This is a genomic window from Caulobacter segnis, from assembly GCF_031454995.1.
Taxonomy (GTDB): Bacteria; Pseudomonadota; Alphaproteobacteria; order Caulobacterales; family Caulobacteraceae; genus Caulobacter; species Caulobacter segnis_E.
This window is the reverse complement of sequence record NZ_JAVDRV010000001.1, coordinates 903,283-918,908: the sequence shown is the minus strand read 5'-3', so window position 1 is coordinate 918,908 and position 15,626 is coordinate 903,283. Positions and strand designations below refer to the sequence as shown.

The 15,626-nt window shown below is 67.8% G+C and carries 13 protein-coding genes; 5 read left to right on the top strand and 8 right to left on the bottom strand.

All coding sequences use genetic code 11. The features are described from left to right. Positions 1-19: 19 nt before the first annotated feature. The 4 genes from J2728_RS04190 to J2728_RS04175 form a co-directional block, all read right to left on the bottom strand. Positions 20-961, bottom strand: a complete 942-nt coding sequence (locus tag J2728_RS04190) for a nucleotidyl transferase AbiEii/AbiGii toxin family protein (protein WP_309996760.1) — start codon at positions 959-961, stop codon at positions 20-22. Further along, the gene (locus J2728_RS04185; RefSeq protein WP_309996757.1) at positions 961-1,767 is read right to left on the bottom strand and encodes a type IV toxin-antitoxin system AbiEi family antitoxin domain-containing protein; all 807 of its coding nucleotides are present in this window, start codon (positions 1,765-1,767) and stop codon (positions 961-963) included. The genes J2728_RS04190 and J2728_RS04185 overlap by 1 nt, the downstream gene beginning before the upstream one ends. Positions 1,768-1,989: 222 nt before the next feature. Beyond that, a complete protein-coding gene (locus tag J2728_RS04180; RefSeq protein WP_309996755.1) occupies positions 1,990-2,400 on the bottom strand; it encodes a GFA family protein in 411 nt (136 codons plus the stop codon). A 30-nt stretch (positions 2,401-2,430) separates the two neighbouring features. After that, on the bottom strand, positions 2,431-3,330 hold the full coding sequence (locus tag J2728_RS04175; RefSeq protein ID WP_309996752.1) for an SDR family oxidoreductase: 900 nt from the start codon (positions 3,328-3,330) through the stop codon (positions 2,431-2,433). Positions 3,331-3,871: 541 nt separating this feature from the next. Between J2728_RS04175 and J2728_RS04170 the strand changes: the two genes are divergently transcribed. Continuing rightward, positions 3,872-4,204, top strand: coding sequence for a DUF3768 domain-containing protein (locus tag J2728_RS04170; protein ID WP_309996750.1), 333 nt, complete (start codon positions 3,872-3,874; stop codon positions 4,202-4,204). Between the two features lie 255 nt (positions 4,205-4,459). Here the strand turns inward: J2728_RS04170 and J2728_RS04165 are convergent, their stop codons facing one another. Next, positions 4,460-4,687: a hypothetical protein gene (locus tag J2728_RS04165; protein ID WP_309996748.1), complete on the bottom strand. Its 228-nt coding sequence runs from the start codon at positions 4,685-4,687 to the stop codon at positions 4,460-4,462. A gap of 281 nt (positions 4,688-4,968) precedes the next feature. Here J2728_RS04165 and J2728_RS04160 point away from each other — a divergent pair, with 281 nt between their 5' ends. Further along, entirely contained in the window at positions 4,969-9,366 is a 4,398-nt protein-coding gene (locus tag J2728_RS04160; protein ID WP_309996745.1) for an ATP-binding protein, read from the top strand. 22 nt (positions 9,367-9,388) lie between these two features. On the opposite strand, the gene J2728_RS04155 is transcribed toward J2728_RS04160, so the two are convergent. Further along, on the bottom strand, positions 9,389-9,784 hold the full coding sequence (locus J2728_RS04155) for a response regulator (protein WP_309996744.1): 396 nt from the start codon (positions 9,782-9,784) through the stop codon (positions 9,389-9,391). Positions 9,785-10,061: 277 nt separating this feature from the next. Between J2728_RS04155 and J2728_RS04150 the strand changes: the two genes are divergently transcribed. The 3 genes from J2728_RS04150 (at position 10,062) to J2728_RS04140 (ending at position 14,023) form a co-directional block, all read left to right on the top strand. Next, positions 10,062-10,667 carry a GAF domain-containing protein gene (locus J2728_RS04150; RefSeq protein ID WP_309996742.1) on the top strand — a complete coding sequence of 202 codons (606 nt, stop codon included), beginning with the start codon at positions 10,062-10,064 and terminating at the stop codon, positions 10,665-10,667. 168 nt (positions 10,668-10,835) lie between these two features. Then, a complete protein-coding gene (ligD, locus tag J2728_RS04145) occupies positions 10,836-13,484 on the top strand; it encodes a DNA ligase D (RefSeq protein WP_309996739.1) in 2,649 nt (882 codons plus the stop codon). 2 nt (positions 13,485-13,486) lie between these two features. Continuing rightward, positions 13,487-14,023, top strand: coding sequence for a hypothetical protein (locus tag J2728_RS04140; RefSeq protein ID WP_309996736.1), 537 nt, complete (start codon positions 13,487-13,489; stop codon positions 14,021-14,023). On the opposite strand, the gene ku is transcribed toward J2728_RS04140, so the two are convergent. Together ku and J2728_RS04130 are read right to left on the bottom strand one after the other, a co-directional pair. After that, on the bottom strand, positions 14,020-14,907 hold the full coding sequence (gene ku / locus J2728_RS04135; RefSeq protein ID WP_309996733.1) for a non-homologous end joining protein Ku: 888 nt from the start codon (positions 14,905-14,907) through the stop codon (positions 14,020-14,022). The genes J2728_RS04140 and ku overlap by 4 nt on opposite strands. Positions 14,908-14,976: 69 nt before the next feature. Beyond that, positions 14,977-15,222 (bottom strand): DUF5961 family protein, encoded by a 246-nt coding sequence (locus J2728_RS04130; RefSeq protein WP_309996730.1) that lies wholly within the window; start codon positions 15,220-15,222, stop codon positions 14,977-14,979. Between the last annotated feature and the right edge of the window lie 404 nt (positions 15,223-15,626).

The window sequence follows — 15,626 nt, the reverse complement described above, 5'->3', positions numbered from 1 at the left end:
TGCCAAGCTGAGTGACGGATCACGGGCGCGGCGCGGCTTGGCCACCGCTCTCGATCGCCCGTTCGAGATTGGCCAGCAGGCCGGCCCGGCGGTCGTCGGAGATTGAACGGAGGTTCTGCAGCTTCCAGCGGACCGCGGGTAGCTCGGCGACATGCGGCAGCCCTAGGAGATCCCAGTCGGGCTCTCCGGACTTGAAGCCCAGCAGGAAACGCCGATGGCTCTCGGGCATGCCCCCGATCATGGTGGCGATGATGGCCTCGCGCGCGTCAATCAGGACTTCGATCGGCACGACCGCGTCGGTCATGCCCTCGAAGTTGAGCCGGTACTCGCCAGCGATGTCCTTGCGGGTCGGCGCGAGCACCTCGCCGAGCGGCCGCGTGTGGCTGATCATGTAGACGATGAAGGCCGCCCGCAGTCGCTCGTCGACGCCCTCGTTGGCGAGGAGGTCGCGGACGTCGAACAGGTCGCGCGGATGCTGGCGGTCGAGAGCGGCGACGATCTTGCCGGCATAGAGATCGGCGAACGACACCACCCGCGCCGTGGCGAAACCGAACCGTTCTTCGACGGCGGGGGAGACGTCGCGCGGCTCGGGGTCGAAGACACAGCCGCGCAGCACCGGCGTCACCTCGATCTTGATCTGCACGTTGTCGACGCGCACGACGAGCTTGGTGACGGCGTTGTCGGTCTGCGAGCGGCTGGGTTGAACGCGGACGCGCGTGATGCTGGCCTCAATGCGAGCGGCGATGCGCAGCAAGGCCGCTTCGATCTCGGCCAGCGAGGTCTCCCTGTCCTGGACCGGCAGGTAGGTCAGGTCGATGTCGACCGACAGGCGCGGGAGATCGCGGATAAAGAGGTTGATGGCCGTGCCGCCCTTGAGGGCGAAGCAGGGTTCGGCCGTCACCATCGGCATCACCCGGATGAGCAGCGCCACCTGGCGCTCGTAGAGTTCGGCGAAGGCCATCAGAAGTCTTCCGGGACGGTGATCTGGTACTTGGGATGGAGCTTGCCGCCTGGGACCAAGCTGCGCTTGCCCTTGCCCAGGCTTATGGCGTCGCGATCCAGGCGCGCCAGCCAGGCATGGTCGTGTCGCTCAGCCAGCAGGAAGAACAGGCGCTTGACCTTGATGCTGCGACACGCCTCAAGGAGCGCTTGCAGCTTCCTTGGCCTCAGCGCGCTCAGACCCTCCATCAGCATGTCCAGCTGGTGGAAGCTGTCGTTGCGGGGCAGCTCGTCGAGCGCCTCCAGGATCGCGCGTTCTGGGATCGAGACGCCCACCGGCCAGGGCTGATGACCGACCTTCAGGTTGGTGATGCTGTCGAGCTTCGGCTCGACCAGGACGCCCTGCTGGGAGACCTGGTCCCAGTCCAGCGCTTCAGGGCGACGTTGGATCGGGGCGAGGAACAGCCGCGCGCCGTTGTGGGTCTGGAACTTCACTTGCAGCGGGAGCTCGTCAAGCCAGGGCGGCGGGGGTCGCTGGCTGTAGAGATGGACGACCTTCAGGTCGGCGGCGTAGTGGCCAAAGCCCTGGAGTTCGAGGGCGCTGCGCCCGCCGACGACCAGGGGATATTCAAGGATCGTCTGGAGCGAGACGACGACTTGCACCCAGTCGAGGCTGTTGCGCTGGCGACCATAGACGCCGTGGGCTAGGTGCTCCAGCCATCCGGCGTTCACGTACTTCGCGCGCAACGAGTTGTAGTAGCCGTTGCTCGACAGCCAGCCGGTATCGACCACCAGCCCCTCGGGCACGAGGCGGCTCAGCTGGTTCAACTTTCCTCCAGATTGATCACTCATAGTTATTTCTTCCGGAGAAGTTCAAACCGGTCGGTTTGATAATTCCAGCAAAAGATAACTTAAAGTGTCGTGAGAGGCAATTTGTCGAACCGCGCAGGCCAGCCGCTAGCGCCGGCGGTGCTACGCTTCGTCAATCGGCGCAGCCTAAAATCGTCCGTTTCGGCAGACCACCAACCGGCAAGGGTTTGTGGCGGGCTTCTACGAGACGCGGTCTCGCACGAACTGGGGCGTTTCGAGCGGAGCTAGCCAAGGTTCTCGTCGCAGCGTCCAGCTCTCGTACTGCGGCTCGAACCACCCAACCTCGTCATAAGAGCCGAGCGAGACCTCGTACTCGACCCGGCCATCCTGGCCGCTGTTCTTGGCGAACACCCGCGACCCGCAAGCGGGGCAGAAATAGCGCACGTAGCCTGGCGAGCTCTCCCACGCCGACGCCGCGCCGGTCACCGTGACGTCTCCGGGATCGAAAACCAGGAAGGGATTGAACGCCGAGGCGTGCGCCTTGCGACAGGTCATGCAGTGGCAAAGGCCGCCCCGCTTGGGTCGATCGCGGGTCTCGAAGCGGATGGCGCCGCACGCGCAGCCACCCGATCGCGTTTTCGTCACCGTCATGACGCTGGCGCTCCTTGCATGCGGCGCTGGTCAGGCGATGCCCGCGCCGCCCGTGACGCCATAGACCTCGCCGGTGATGAAGCTGGCTTCCTGCGAGGCCAGCAGCACATAGACCGGCGCGATCTCCACCGGCTGGCCCGGTCGGCCCAGCTGCGATTGCTCGCCGAAGTGCTGGACCTTCTCCTGGGTCTGGCCGCCGCTGGGCTGCAGGGCCGTCCAGAACGGGCCCGGCGCCACGGCGTTGGCCCGCACGCCCTTCTTGATCATCTGCTTGGCCAGGGCCTTGGTGAAGGCGACGATGCCGGCCTTGGTGGTGGCGTAGTCCAGCAGGCCCTCGGACGGCTCATAGGCCTGGACCGAGGCGGTGTTGATGATCGATGCGCCGGGCTTGAGGTGTGGCTCGGCGGCCTTGGTAATCCAGAACAGGGCGTAGAGGTTGGTCTTCAGCGTCTGGTCGAACTGCGCGCTGGAGATGTCGTCGATGTCGGGCTGGGTCACCTGCTTGCCGGCGTTGTTGACCAGGATGTCGAGCCCGCCCAAGCCCTCGACCGCCCGAGCGACCAGGTCGCGGCAGAAGGCCTCGTCCTTGATGTCGCCGGGCAGGGCGAGGGCCTTGCGACCCTCGGCCTCGATCAGGGCGATCACCTCGCGGGCGTCAGCCTCCTCGCTGGGCAGGTAGCCGATCGCCACGTCGGCGCCTTCCCGTGCGAAGGCGATCGCGGCGGCGCGACCGATGCCGGAGTCCGCGCCCGTGACCAGCGCCTTGCGGCCCGCTAGCTTGCCCGAGCCCTTGTAGCTGGTTTCACCGTGGTCGGGCCGAGGCTCCATGCGGCTGGCAAGGCCGGGGGCGGCCTGCGGCTGGGCGGGGAACGGCGGCTTGGGATATTGCTCGCGCGGATCTTGCATCGTCAGGCGCTCGTCGGGGGTCATGGGGAGTCTCCGCGTTGAAGCACCCAAACGACAGGACGACCGGGCCGTTCCCGCGTCGCCGGTCGGCGCAGGCCCGTCTGTGCACGCAAACAGCCGGCCCGCCGCGACCAGCAAACGCTTCGTCGGCTCAAGACGTAACCTGAACCCACCAGGACGACCGACAAGGTGAGCCGCCGGCGGGCGCGCTCGGTCCCGCCGCACGCCCTGCGGGCGCCGCCTCCGCTCGCGGCTCCTACGGGCGCGCCCCTGCGGGCAGGCTTTGGCCTGCCGCCGGCGGCTCGACGCCGCCTCCCGAGCCCGCTTCGCGCGCTCTCCTGTACAGGCTTCATTGTCATGAGCGCCCGCGGGCGGGCGCGCAGGGCTTGGGGCTCCGCCCCCAGCGCGCTTCGGACCGCCTTCCGCCCAGCTTCGGCCCCTTCGGGTCCTGCAGCCGGGTCCCCGCGAAGCCGGCCGCTCCGCTTGCACCCCCAGCTCTCGCCGAGGGGCGCCGGTTGCAGACGCGCTTTGCGTCCGCAACCGACGACCCAAGGAGAATATTCCTATGACCGAGCAAGAGCATGCCCAGGCCATCGCCAAGCTGAACGATCAGCACCGCGCCCTGCCGGGCGTGGGGTGGGTGGTGACGCCCGGCCTCCGGGCGATGGGTGAGCACACGCTGGTGCAAGCCATGGCCGCCGTGAAGGCCTTTTCCGATTTCAGCGAGGACAACGACCCCTACGGCGAGCGCGACTTCGGGGCCTTCGAAATCGATGGCCAGCGGATGTTCTGGAAGATCGACTATTACGATCTCAATCTTGCCATGGCTTCGCCCGACGCCGCCGACCCGGCGGTGACGCGGCGAGTTCTCACCCTGATGCTGGCCGAGGAATACTAGGCCAGTCAGCCGGGGCGCCGCGCGCCCCGGGGCGGCCTGCTGTTCCTGCTCTTCATGTTCATCTTGTTCTTCTAACGCAGCGCACGAGATGGCGCGCCGCCGCTTTGGGCGGCGGCGCGGTCGGCCGCCGAGTAGCCGGCTCCGCGCGCCCGGCGTGATGGAAGCGATGACTGCGCTAGCGCTGGCTCCCGCGTGATCGGACAGCGACCTTGGCCGCGAGCCGACGACACCACGACCTGGCGAGCGTTGAGCGACTTAGAGCGCGGCCAGCAAGCGCTCGCAGCGCTCTTTCATCGCGCCAGGCGCGGGCCGGCCATCCAGCCAGTCGCCAAACGCCAGGATCGCGCTTTCCTGCGCCGGGCTCCATCCGCGCGCGCGGGTCAGGGTCTGAAAGACCTGCCGGGCCCGCTCCTGGGGCAGCGGCGCGCTCGCCAACGATCGACAAAGCTTACGGGCGAGGACTATGGCTTCTTCGGGGGGCATGGCGATGGCCTGACGGTCTCCTGATACGGCAGGCCGACTAGCCGGTTCAACAGGCCGGGTCCATGGGACGATCGCGCGAAAGCGCGCGCCGAGGATTTGGCGATGGTCCCTCGCGATCGCCTAAGGACTGGATTTTTCCGCAAGCAAGCTCGACTTTGGCGGTCCAAGGCGCACTTCAGCCCGTTTAGAGAGATCGTAATGCGAAATCGGGTGAGACGCGGCGCGGCTGAACGCCTCGGGTTGGCGCCGGCGGTCCCGCGCCGCCATCAGCCGGAGCGCCGTTGACGGTGCTCAGCGCGATCGCGATGAAGGTGCTGGAGGCCGGCCTCGGCTGGGTCGTCGGCCGAACGGGCGACGCCGGCGTCAAGCGGATCATCGGCAAGGCCGCCGCCAAACGGGAACTGGCCCAGATCGCGGCCCAGGCGATCGGCGAAGCGCTCGCGATCGCGCCTGAACTCGGCGGCGAGCTGGAGACGGACGCCTACGCCATCAGCGTTCTTGGCCCCATGGTCTTGCAGGTCGTCAGCCATCGTGACGCGACCTTCGACGCCAAGGCCCTCACGAGCAACTTCACGGGCCGATTCGTCGAACCCTATCTGCGCGATCGTTCGATGGATGACGTTCTGCGCAAGATCTATCGCCTCGAGCCGGAGCGACTGGCCCAGGCCTTCGAGGCCATGGCCACAAGCCTCAGATCCGGCCTGCTGCGGTCAGAACACTGGCGCGACACCGCCCAGGGGGCGGCCATCGATGAGATCCTGCAACGGGTGACCGAACTGCAGACCTCCACGCCCAAGCCGGCGACGCCGCAGGATCAGCTGCAGGCGGCGCGCGACGACGCCAAGCTGGGATCCGAGGGGTTGCGATCCTGGCCCCAGACCATCGCGCGCCTGCACATCGATCGTCCCGAGGAGGAGACGCTGCGCCGCCGGGTGCTCGACCATCCAGGCGAGACCACGCTCCTGGTCGGGGTGGCGGGGGCCGGAAAATCGGCGCTGCTGGCCGGCTTGATCGGACGGCTGGAGGACGACGGGCTGACCGTCTTCGCCATCAAGGCCGATCAACTGCCGCCGGACGTGGCCAGCTTCGCCGACATCTCGCGCGCCCTTGGCATGCAACGGCCGATCGACCGGGAAATCGCCGCCCTGGCGGCCGTCGAACCGGTGGCGCTGATCATCGACCAACTCGACGCGGTCAGCGAGGTCATGGACGCGTCCGGCAACCGCATGCGGCTGCTCTTGAGACTGGCGCGCGGGCTTACGCAGGTCCAGGGGGGACCGCCCGTGCACGTGATCGTCTCGTCCCGGCCGTTTGAGGCGCGCTACGACGCCCGCTTCGAGAGCCTGGACGCCGAAACCTTCCAGCTTCAGCTTCCCGACTACGCGCGGGTCGAGGCCTTGCTCGCGGATCTGGACATCGATCCCACGAGGGTTCCGGACGCCCTGAAGACGACGCTGCGTCGACCCTTCCTGCTCAAGCTCTTCGTGCAGCTCATCAGACGGAAAGTCGCTTTGGCCGGCTTGGTCGAAGGCGAGCTGCTCAACGCGTGGCTGGCCTCCGCGCCCCTGGGCGGCGAAAGCCACCGCCGCGCCGTCCACGCCCTTCTTCAAGACATGGCCAAGCAGATGACGGCCGCCCAGGCCCTGTGGCTCCCCGCCGATCGGATCGAGGCGGAATCCGCCGACGCCCTACGCCGAGCGGAGGCCTGCGAACTGATTGTGCGGTCCCAGGGCCGGCTCGGCTTCGCCCATCAGGCCTGGCTCGACGATTTCCAGGCTCGCGGGTTCACCACGGCCCAGGTCTTGGCCGACTACGCCTGGTCGGTACAGGACGCGATCTTCAACCGCGCGACCATCCTGCGAGGGTTGGAGCGGCTGCGCCAGGTCGACGAGACCGCCTACGGCCAGGCCCTCGACCTCCTGCTCGGCGACGGCCGGACGCGGCGGCACCTGCGTCATCTGGTCACCGATCTGATCGCCAGCCAGAGCGCCCCGCAGGCCCGGGAAGTGGCTTGGGTCCGGCAATTGGTGCTTCAGGACCCTCCGCTGGCCCGCCGCGCGGTCGCCACGATCGTCGGCCATTGGGATGGCTGGCGCGAGGCGCTCACGCCGCTCCTGCCCCAAATGCTCGCAACCGAAGACTTGGCCTATCAGGCCGCGTCGATGGTCGTGGCCGAAGCCTCGGTCGATAAGGCCAAGGCCGAGGCGCTGCTGCTTCGCTACTGGGACGGCGCGCAGCACGACTTCGCCGCCTTCGAGATCGTTTCGCGCGCCAAGCTCTGGTCGCCGCTGATCGAGGCGCGCCTGCGCCGGGTGTTCGCGCGTGGCGAGCTGGAGACCTGGGCCGTGTCCGCGTTCCTGACGGATCTTCTCAAGGAGGGGCGAGCCGAAACCGCCGTCGATCTCTTCGCCGCCTTCATCGAAGCTGTCCCCTACAGCAAGGAACGCGCCTTATCGATCTACGAACTGGAGAAGGTGGTCGAGGCCGCGCCGCGCCGGTTCCTGACGGTCGCATTCGCCTGGTTCCTGAAGGTGGTGGGCGAGCCGGGGCGCACGGAGACCGTCCGCGAAGGCTACCCCCATTCGGAAAACCTTCCGTTCGCCTGGGAAGATCCGCACGAGGATGGGACAGTCTTTGCTTGCCTTCGCAGCGCCATGGAGCTGACGGCGCGGGCCGAGCCGATGGCCTTCTTGGACCTTGCCGCCGAAGTCGACGCTATCGAGGTGGAGGAAGTCCAGGCCCTGGTCGCCGACGGTTTCGCCGCGGCGGGCGCGGCGCTGGCCGACCAGGCGTTGGAGTGGCTGCTCGGCGATACGCGCCGGTTTCAACTGGGCAAGGCGCATGTCGACGATGATCAAAACGTCGGACACATGGTGTCGGACTGGTCGACCCGCGCCCTGTTGAGCGCCGCCGCGCCCCATGCCGCGCCGGACTTGGTCCAGCGGGTGCGCGCGGCGTTGGAAGCGTGGGACGGCTACCAGGACTGGGTCTGGGACGAAGACGGCGTCGAGACGCGCCGTCAGCGGCGCCAGTGGGCCGAGGCGCGACGGGCGGTGCTTCTGGACCTGTTGCCCTTAGAGGCGCTTTCGCCGCGCCGGCGTCGGCAGGTCGCGGAACTTGTCGCTCAGGAACCGCGCCTAAGCCGCCACCGAGGCCGCAGCCTGGCCTCGATCGTCACCTCGCCGATGTCGCCGGCCGCGATGGAAAAGGCCAGCGACGCCGACATCATGCGGATGCTCAACGAAGCTTGCGACGGAACCGATCGTTTCGCGCGCCCGGGACGCCGGCGCGGGGAAGGCGGCTATGTCGAGCTTGGGAGAGCCTTCGGCGAATTCGCGCTTCTCGCGCCGCAGCGGGCCATGGCTCTTGTCGGCTCCTCATTCCTGGCGGGACGCCACGAATACGCCGCCGGCGCTCTGCTCCAGAAGCTGGCGGAAACCGACACTGGACTGGACACGGCGATCCTCGCCCTGATCCGCGACCTCGTCGCGCGCGGCTTTGCCTCCGAAAGCTTCCGCTATGACGCGGCCTGGGCCCTGCAATCCTTGGCGGGACGCCTTGGCGGGCTGGCTGACCAGGACCTGCAGCTGGTCGAGACCTGGGTCGTCACCGATCCGGCCGTGATCGCTGATCGCATCGCGCGCGAGCAACTGCGCCAGGCGCGCAATGACGAGCGCAACGCCAAGAAGGAGACGCCCAGGCCCTATCCCGTGCTCTTTGGCCGGGGCCTGGGCGGCATGGGCATCCTCCCGCACGGAAACTACCCGTTCCTCAACGCCCTGGCGTTGGGCCTGCTGGCCCAGGATCCGCCGGACCGTCTGGGCTTTCTGCGGTTGATGGAACGACACGCGGGCCGGCTGGAGGAGCCCCAAGTGTGGTCGAGCCTGATCCCCCGGCACGGATGGGCGCTCTATGATCTCGACAGGGACAGGGTTCAAGCGGTCTTCGAAGCGCTCTGGGGCGGGGTCCCCGAAGCCTTCGACGAACGATCCGCCGGCTTCTTTTGGCAATGCCGGCAGTTGCTCCCCGACGCCGTGCGCCAGGCCATGGTGGCGCGATGGCTGGCCAGCCCTGAGCCCGTCCAGCGGCAACTGGGCGGCGAATACGCCATGGCCCTGGCGCTGGTCGACGGCGACGATCGCGCCGACACCTTGGCCGACCTGGCCACGGGCGCGGAAACCCCGGAAAACCTTGGGCGGGCCTTCACGGTCGCGGCGGCGTGGCGCTCGGAGGACATCGGCCTTCGGCAGGCGGCCCACGCCGCCCTGAGACCGGTCCTGCCCCTCGCCAAAGGCGCGATCGCCCAAGCCGTCGCGAGCCTGTTGCCGCTACGCGACCCCCTGCTTCCCGACGCCATGACCCGTGAGGTTTTGGAAGGCATGGCCGACAACGGCGCCCTGCTCGCGGCCGCCTTCAAGGACAGCTTTCTGGACGCGCTCCAGGGTCTCCTGCTCGAGGCCGGCTTCGAAACCCTGGTGCTGGATCTTTGCGAACGCATCATCGGCTTGGACCGCGCCGCCAACCGGGGGTTGTACGGTCAAAAGCTCGTCTCGATTTCCGTCGCCCTTCAACGGGGTGACGCCGCGCAGCAGAAGCGCGCCATCGACCTCTATGAGCGGCTGCTCGATCTGGACGTCTACGGCGCCTACGAGGCGGCCAAGGCCACTTTGCAGCGTTAGCCGTCGCGCGACCGCGGCCTCGTCAAGCCAAGGCGCGCTCGACCGTCTCGATCAGGATCGACGGCGAATAGGGCTTCTGCAGAAAGCGGCCGTTCGGCGGGAGGTCGATGGCTTGGACGCCCGCCGCGCCGGAAGTGGCGACGATCGGCAGCTCGGGCCAGCGCAGGGCGGCCAGACGCGCAAGGCCCAGGCCGTTGATCTCGCCGGGCATGTCGACATCGGTGAACATCAAGGCGATGTCGGGCCGCGCTTCCAAAAGGGCGAGCGCCTCGCGCGCGTCGACCGCCTCCAAGGGGTGGTAGCCAGCGTCATCCAGGATGTCGCACGCCAACATGCGAACAAGCACCTCGTCTTCGACGACCAGCACGACGCGGCGTACGCTCGCCTCGCCCGTGGCCTCCTCGGTTTCGCTGGCCAAAGTCGCGCCCCTCACCCGATCCGCGTTCAGATAGAGCGCGGAATGTCGGATATCCGACTAAAGTCGAGATGGAAGTTTTAGTTGCACCGCACGCGCCAATTTAGGCGACTTTTACTTCAACCTGTCGCTCGCAGCGCCCTACAGACGAGCGCAAGACGCCGGCCGATCGATTTCGAGCTTGGCGCCCGCGCCATGAAGATTAGAGAGTCGACGGCAATGGCGCCGAACTTTACATTTGGTCCTTTGCCATACGTCGCGTCGCTCGCCGAGGAACTAGATGACCGTTGCAGTAGAGCTTGAACGCGCGCTGGCGGCCGGCGAGGCCGACGCCCGCGCGCGCAGTCAGGCCGGCGAGCCCTTAGGGAAGGTGTTGGAGGAACTGCTGCTGACCGCCGAGATCGCGGCGGGCGGCGGCATGGTGGCTTCGATCCTGCTCGTCGATGACTCCGGCGAGCGCTTGCGCCATGGCGCGGCGCCCAATCTCCCGGCCGTCTATTGCGCCGCGATCGACGGCATCCGCATCGGGCCAGGCGTGGGATCGTGCGGCACGGCCGCGTTCCTTGGCCATCCGGTCTATGTCACCGACATCGAGCGCGACGAACTGTGGGCTGATTTTCGCGACCTGGCCCTGCGTTATGGTCTCCGGGCCTGCTGGTCGAGCCCTTTCGCCGATGACTCCGGTGCGGTGATCGGGACCTTCGCCATCTATCACCATACGCCGCGCAGCCCGACGCCGGTGGAGTTGGACGCGGTCGCCGCGATCGCCAACGCCGTGCGTGGCGCGGTGCTCGATCATCGGCGGTTCAACGCAGGAGCGCGTCCGGGACGGGCCTTGGACGAGCCGCCCTCGTTCGCCTCTGACGACGATGAAGGCCTGCCATGAGCTCGCAACGGCGCGCGACGCCGGCACGCTGAAAGTCCGCCCGCTCATGCGGTCTTGGCTTTGGGCTCCCTGCGGGAAGCTTCGCGCCAGCGCTTGTTCACCGCCGGCGACGCGCCGCATGAGGGATCACGGCGGGGGCTTGTCCGTTAGGGAGCGAGAGGTTCCCCGATGGCTACCAGCAAGCTCACCAAATACCAGGAAATGCGCGACTTCTCCCGTACGGCGGAGCCGTCGGGCAACGAGAAGGTCGTGCCCTCGCAGGCCTTGCGCTTCGTCATCCAGAAGCATGCGGCCTCGCACCTGCACTTCGATCTGCGCCTCGAATATGACGGGACCTTTCGGTCCTGGGCGGTGCCCAAGGGTCCGTCCCTCGATCCCGCCGACCGGCGCCTGGCCATGGAGGTCGAGGACCATCCGCTGGACTACGGCGACTTCGAAGGCACGATCCCCAAGGGCCAGTACGGCGGCGGCACGGTGATGCTGTGGGATCGCGGTTACTGGGCGCCCGAGAAGGGCTTCGAGAAGATCGGCGCGGCGCTGGCCAAGGGCGAGCTCAAATTCGTCATGGAAGGCGGGCGAATGCACGGCTCCTGGGTCTTGGTGCGCACCAAGCGCGACAGTCGGGGACGCGCCAGCTGGATGCTGATCAAGCATCGCGACGAGGCCGCCGCGCCGGGCAACCCGCAGGGGCCCACCGACGAGGATCGTTCCATCGCCTCAGGGCGGACCATGGTCGAGATCGCCAACGGCAAGGGAAGGGCGGCCATCCCCTTCATGACGGCCGCCGGGGCCGACGCCGGCGCGGTCTGGCAGTCCAATCGCGACGACAGCGCGCCGGCGGGCTTGATCCAGCCGCTGAAAGCCAAGGCCGCGGCCAAGGGCGCGAAGGTCAAGGTCCTGCCCGACTTCATCGAGCCGCAGCTGACCAAGCCCGTCGATAAGCCGCCGGCTGGTCCTGGCTGGGCGCACGAAATCAAGTTCGACGGCTATCGCATGCAGCTGCGCACGCAAGGCGGCAAGGCGATCTTGCGCACCCGAAAGGGCTTGGACTGGTCGGCGAAATTCCCCGAGATCACAACGGCCGGCGCCGGGCTTGGCGACGGAATCATCGACGGCGAGGTCGTCGCCCTGGACCAGACCGGCGCGCCGGACTTCGCCGCCCTGCAGGCGGCGATCTCTTCAGGCGACACCGCGCAGCTGGTGTTCTTCGTCTTCGACCAATTGTTCGATGGCCTGGAAGATCTGCGCGACCTGCCGCTGGCCCAGCGCAAGGATCGGCTGGCGAGCAACCTCGAGGGCGCCGGACCGACCCTGCGCTATGTCGACCACTTCATCACCGCCGGCGATGCGGTCCTGCTTTCGGCCTGCCGCATGGACCTGGAAGGCATCGTATCCAAGCGCCTTGACGCCCCGTATCGCTCCGGGCGCGGCGAGACCTGGACCAAGTCCAAATGCCGCGCCGGCCATGAGGTGGTCATCGGCGGCTACACCACGACCAACGGCGCCTTCCGCTCGCTGATCGCCGGCGTGAACCGCGACGGCAAGCTGTTGCACATTGGCCGGATCGGCACGGGCTTTGGCCGCGACAAGGTGGCGGACATCCTGCCCAGGCTGAAGGCCCTGGAAATCGCCAAGTCGCCGTTCGAGGGCAAGGAAGGCCCCAGCCGCGCCGGACGGCTTGGCGAGGTGCATTGGGTCAAGCCGCAACTCGTCGCCGAGATCGAGTACGAGGGCTTCACCGCCGACGGCCAGCTGCGCCAGGCCGCGTTCAAGGGCTTGCGCGAGGACAAGCCCGCCGCGGAAGTCGACACCGTGGAGCCCGCGCCGGCCGACACGCCCCTGGCCGAGCCCAAGGCCCAAAAGGCCAAGCCCGCCACCAGCTCAATCGCGGTTAGGTCGGCCACGGTCAGCCCACGGGGCTCGGCCGTGGTCATGGGCCAGACGATCTCCAACGCCGGCAAGACACTGTGGCCGGACGCGGGCGATGGCCGGCCGGTCACCAAGCTGGAGCTGGCGCGATATTACGAGGTGGTCGGGCCTTGGATGATCGACCATGTGCGCGGCCGGCCCTGCTCGATGATCCGCATGCCCGACGGCATCAACGGCAAGCAGAACTTCTTCCAGCGCCATACCAGCGCGGGCCAGTCGTCGCTGATTACCGAGGTCGAGGTCTGGGGCGATCGCAAGCCTTACCTGCAGTTCGACAGCGTCGAGGCGCTGGTCGCGGCCGCCCAGGTCGGGGCCCTGGAACTGCACCCCTGGAACAGCGAGCCCTTTCTCCCCGAGCAGCCGGGGCGCCTGGTCTTCGATCTCGACCCCGCGCCCGACGTGCCCTTCGAGTGGGTGATCGAAGGGGCGCGAGAGGTTCGTGACCGGCTCGCCGACCTGGGGCTTGTCTCGTTCTGCAAGACCACGGGCGGCAAGGGCCTGCATGTCGTCACGCCGCTGTCGGCCGAGGGGCTGAACTGGGATATCGCCAAGGCCTTCGCGCGCGATGTCTGCAAGGCGATGGCGGCCGATGATCCAGCCCGCTACCTGATCGTCATGGCCAAGGCCAAGCGCGGTGGGAAGATCTTCCTGGACTACCTGCGCAACGACCGCATGGCCACGGCGGTGGCGCCCCTGTCGCCGCGCGGGCGGCCTGGCGCGCCGGTCTCCATGCCGCTGTCCTGGACCCAGGTAAAGAAGGGCCTGGATCCGGCCAAGTACACCGTGCGCACCGCCCCGGCGCTCGTCGGCAAGCTCACCGCTTGGGAAGACTATTGCGATGGCGAGCGCCCGCTTGAGGACGCCATTCGCCGCCTGGGCAAGGTCTGAGCATGGCCGCCCGCCTCAAGGTCTACGCGGCCCAGTTCGGCTTTCACGACAGCGTGGTGGCCGCGCGCAGCCAGGCCGCGGCCCTGGCCGCCTGGGGTACGCGCCAGAACCTCTTCGCCGAGGGCCGGGCCAAGGTCACCGACGACCCCGAGGCCATCGCCGTGGCCTTGGCCCATCCCGAAGTCCCGCTGCGCCGGGCGGTCGGGTCGAAGGATCCTTTCAGCCTGGAGCCGGGCCTGCCCGACGTGCCCGAAGCGCCCAAGCGCAAGGCGCCCGACCCGAAGGTGGTCAAGGCCGCGCCAGCGCCTGCGCCCAAGGCCCCGCCTCCAGATCGGTCCAAGCTCGCCGCCGCCGAAAAGGCCCTGACCGCCATCAACATCCGCCGCCTGGATGAGGAGGCGGCCTTGGCGGAGCGGCGCGCGGCGTTGGAGGCCGACGAAATCGCGTCACGCCAGCGCTGGATCAAGGACCGCAAGGCGGCCGAAGCCGAGTTGGAGAAAGCTCGCAGGGCGTATCGCGCCGCCGGCGGCGAGGCTTAGCTCGCTTTCTTGTGCGCGGTCTTGGCCGGAGCCTTGGCCTTGGCGTGGGCGGGCGGCTTGCTCGCCGTCTTGCCCTTGGCGGCCGACTTGCCGGACTTGGCCGGTGCGCCGGCCTTGGCGCCCAGGCTGGCGCGCAGGGCTTCCATCAGGTCGACGACGTTGGTGTCCTCGGGCTCTGCCACCTTGGCCACCTTGTGGCCCTTCTGCTTGGCCTTGATCAGGTCCTTCAGCGCCTCTTCGTAGCGATCGACGAACTGGCTGGGATCGAAGGGGCCTTCCTTCTGCTCGATGATCTTTTGGGCGATGGAGATCATCGCTTCGTCCGGCTTGGCGTCGCTGATCGAGCCGAACACCTCGGCCTCATTGCGAACCTCGGCGTCCGTGCGCAGCGTGTAGGCCAGGATGCCCTTGTCGTGCGGCTCCAGGGCCAGGAGGCGCTCGCGGGTCGACATCACCACGCGGCCGAGCGCGATCTGGCCGGATCGGGCCATGGACTCGCGGATGACCGCGAAGGCTTCCTGGGCCAGCTTGCCGTCCGGGGCCAAGTAATAGGGGTTGTCCCAATAGCGCCGGTCGATGTCCTCGGCCGGCACGAAGCGCTCGATGTCGATGGTCTTGGTCGACTCCAGCTTGACGCTGTTGATCTCATCCTGGGTCATCAGGATGTATTCGCCCTTGGAGACTTCGTAGCCCTTGACCAGCTTGGAGCGCTCGATCGGCCCGGTGTCGGGATCGGTCGTGACCATCTTGATCCGGTTGTTGGTGTCCGGATTGATCAGGTTGAAGTGCACCTCCCCGCCGCTGTTGGTGGCGGTGTAGAGCGCCACCGGGCAGGTGACGAGCGAGAGGCGCAGGTGCCCCTGCCAGGTCGGACGGTAAGCCATGCGTTTGATCCTCGGCGCCCGTGTGCGAGGGCGCTGGGACTCAACGACGGTCCAGATGATTCGTTTCGGTCAGCCGCAAGGCGCGGTCTCGCCGGTCTCCAGGTCGATGCGGAAGCAATGCTCTCCCCCGCCATCCAGGTCGCGCACGATCACCCGGATGGCCTCGTCGTCCTCCGGCGCGATCGCCAGGTCCTCGACATAGGCCACGGCCGCGGCCTCGAAGGTCGGCTCGTGAATGACCCGCGCGTGATGGGGCCCGGCGTGGTCGGCATGGACGCTGAAGCGGCGATCGTCGTTGGCGGCGGCTTTGGACATTGGGCGACTCCTCGTCTTTCAACGCATCACGGCGCGGAAGGATTCAAGCCCTGAGACATGTGAAGGCGCCCCGGCCAGGGCCGGGGCGCGGTGTTCGCTCAAGCCTTGCGGCGAGCGGGAGGCCAAGCACCTCGATGTCGGAAGCGGCCCGGCGCGCGGCGCCGGGCAAAACCTACTTGAAGAGGGAGGCTTGCGCTCGGCGGCGTGAGGCTTGATCGGCTCGCCTTGCAAGGAAGACCGTCCGGCCGGTCGATCTACGACTGTCGCAACGTTGCGTGCACATCGTCGAACCTCCTCGAAAAACCATGGCGCCCGGCCGGGAGACGCTGGGCGGTTCCCTCGCTGGCGCTTGGAAACTACGCGTGAGGTCGCGTCGGCGTTCCGTCCACTGAGGATGGCGGGCC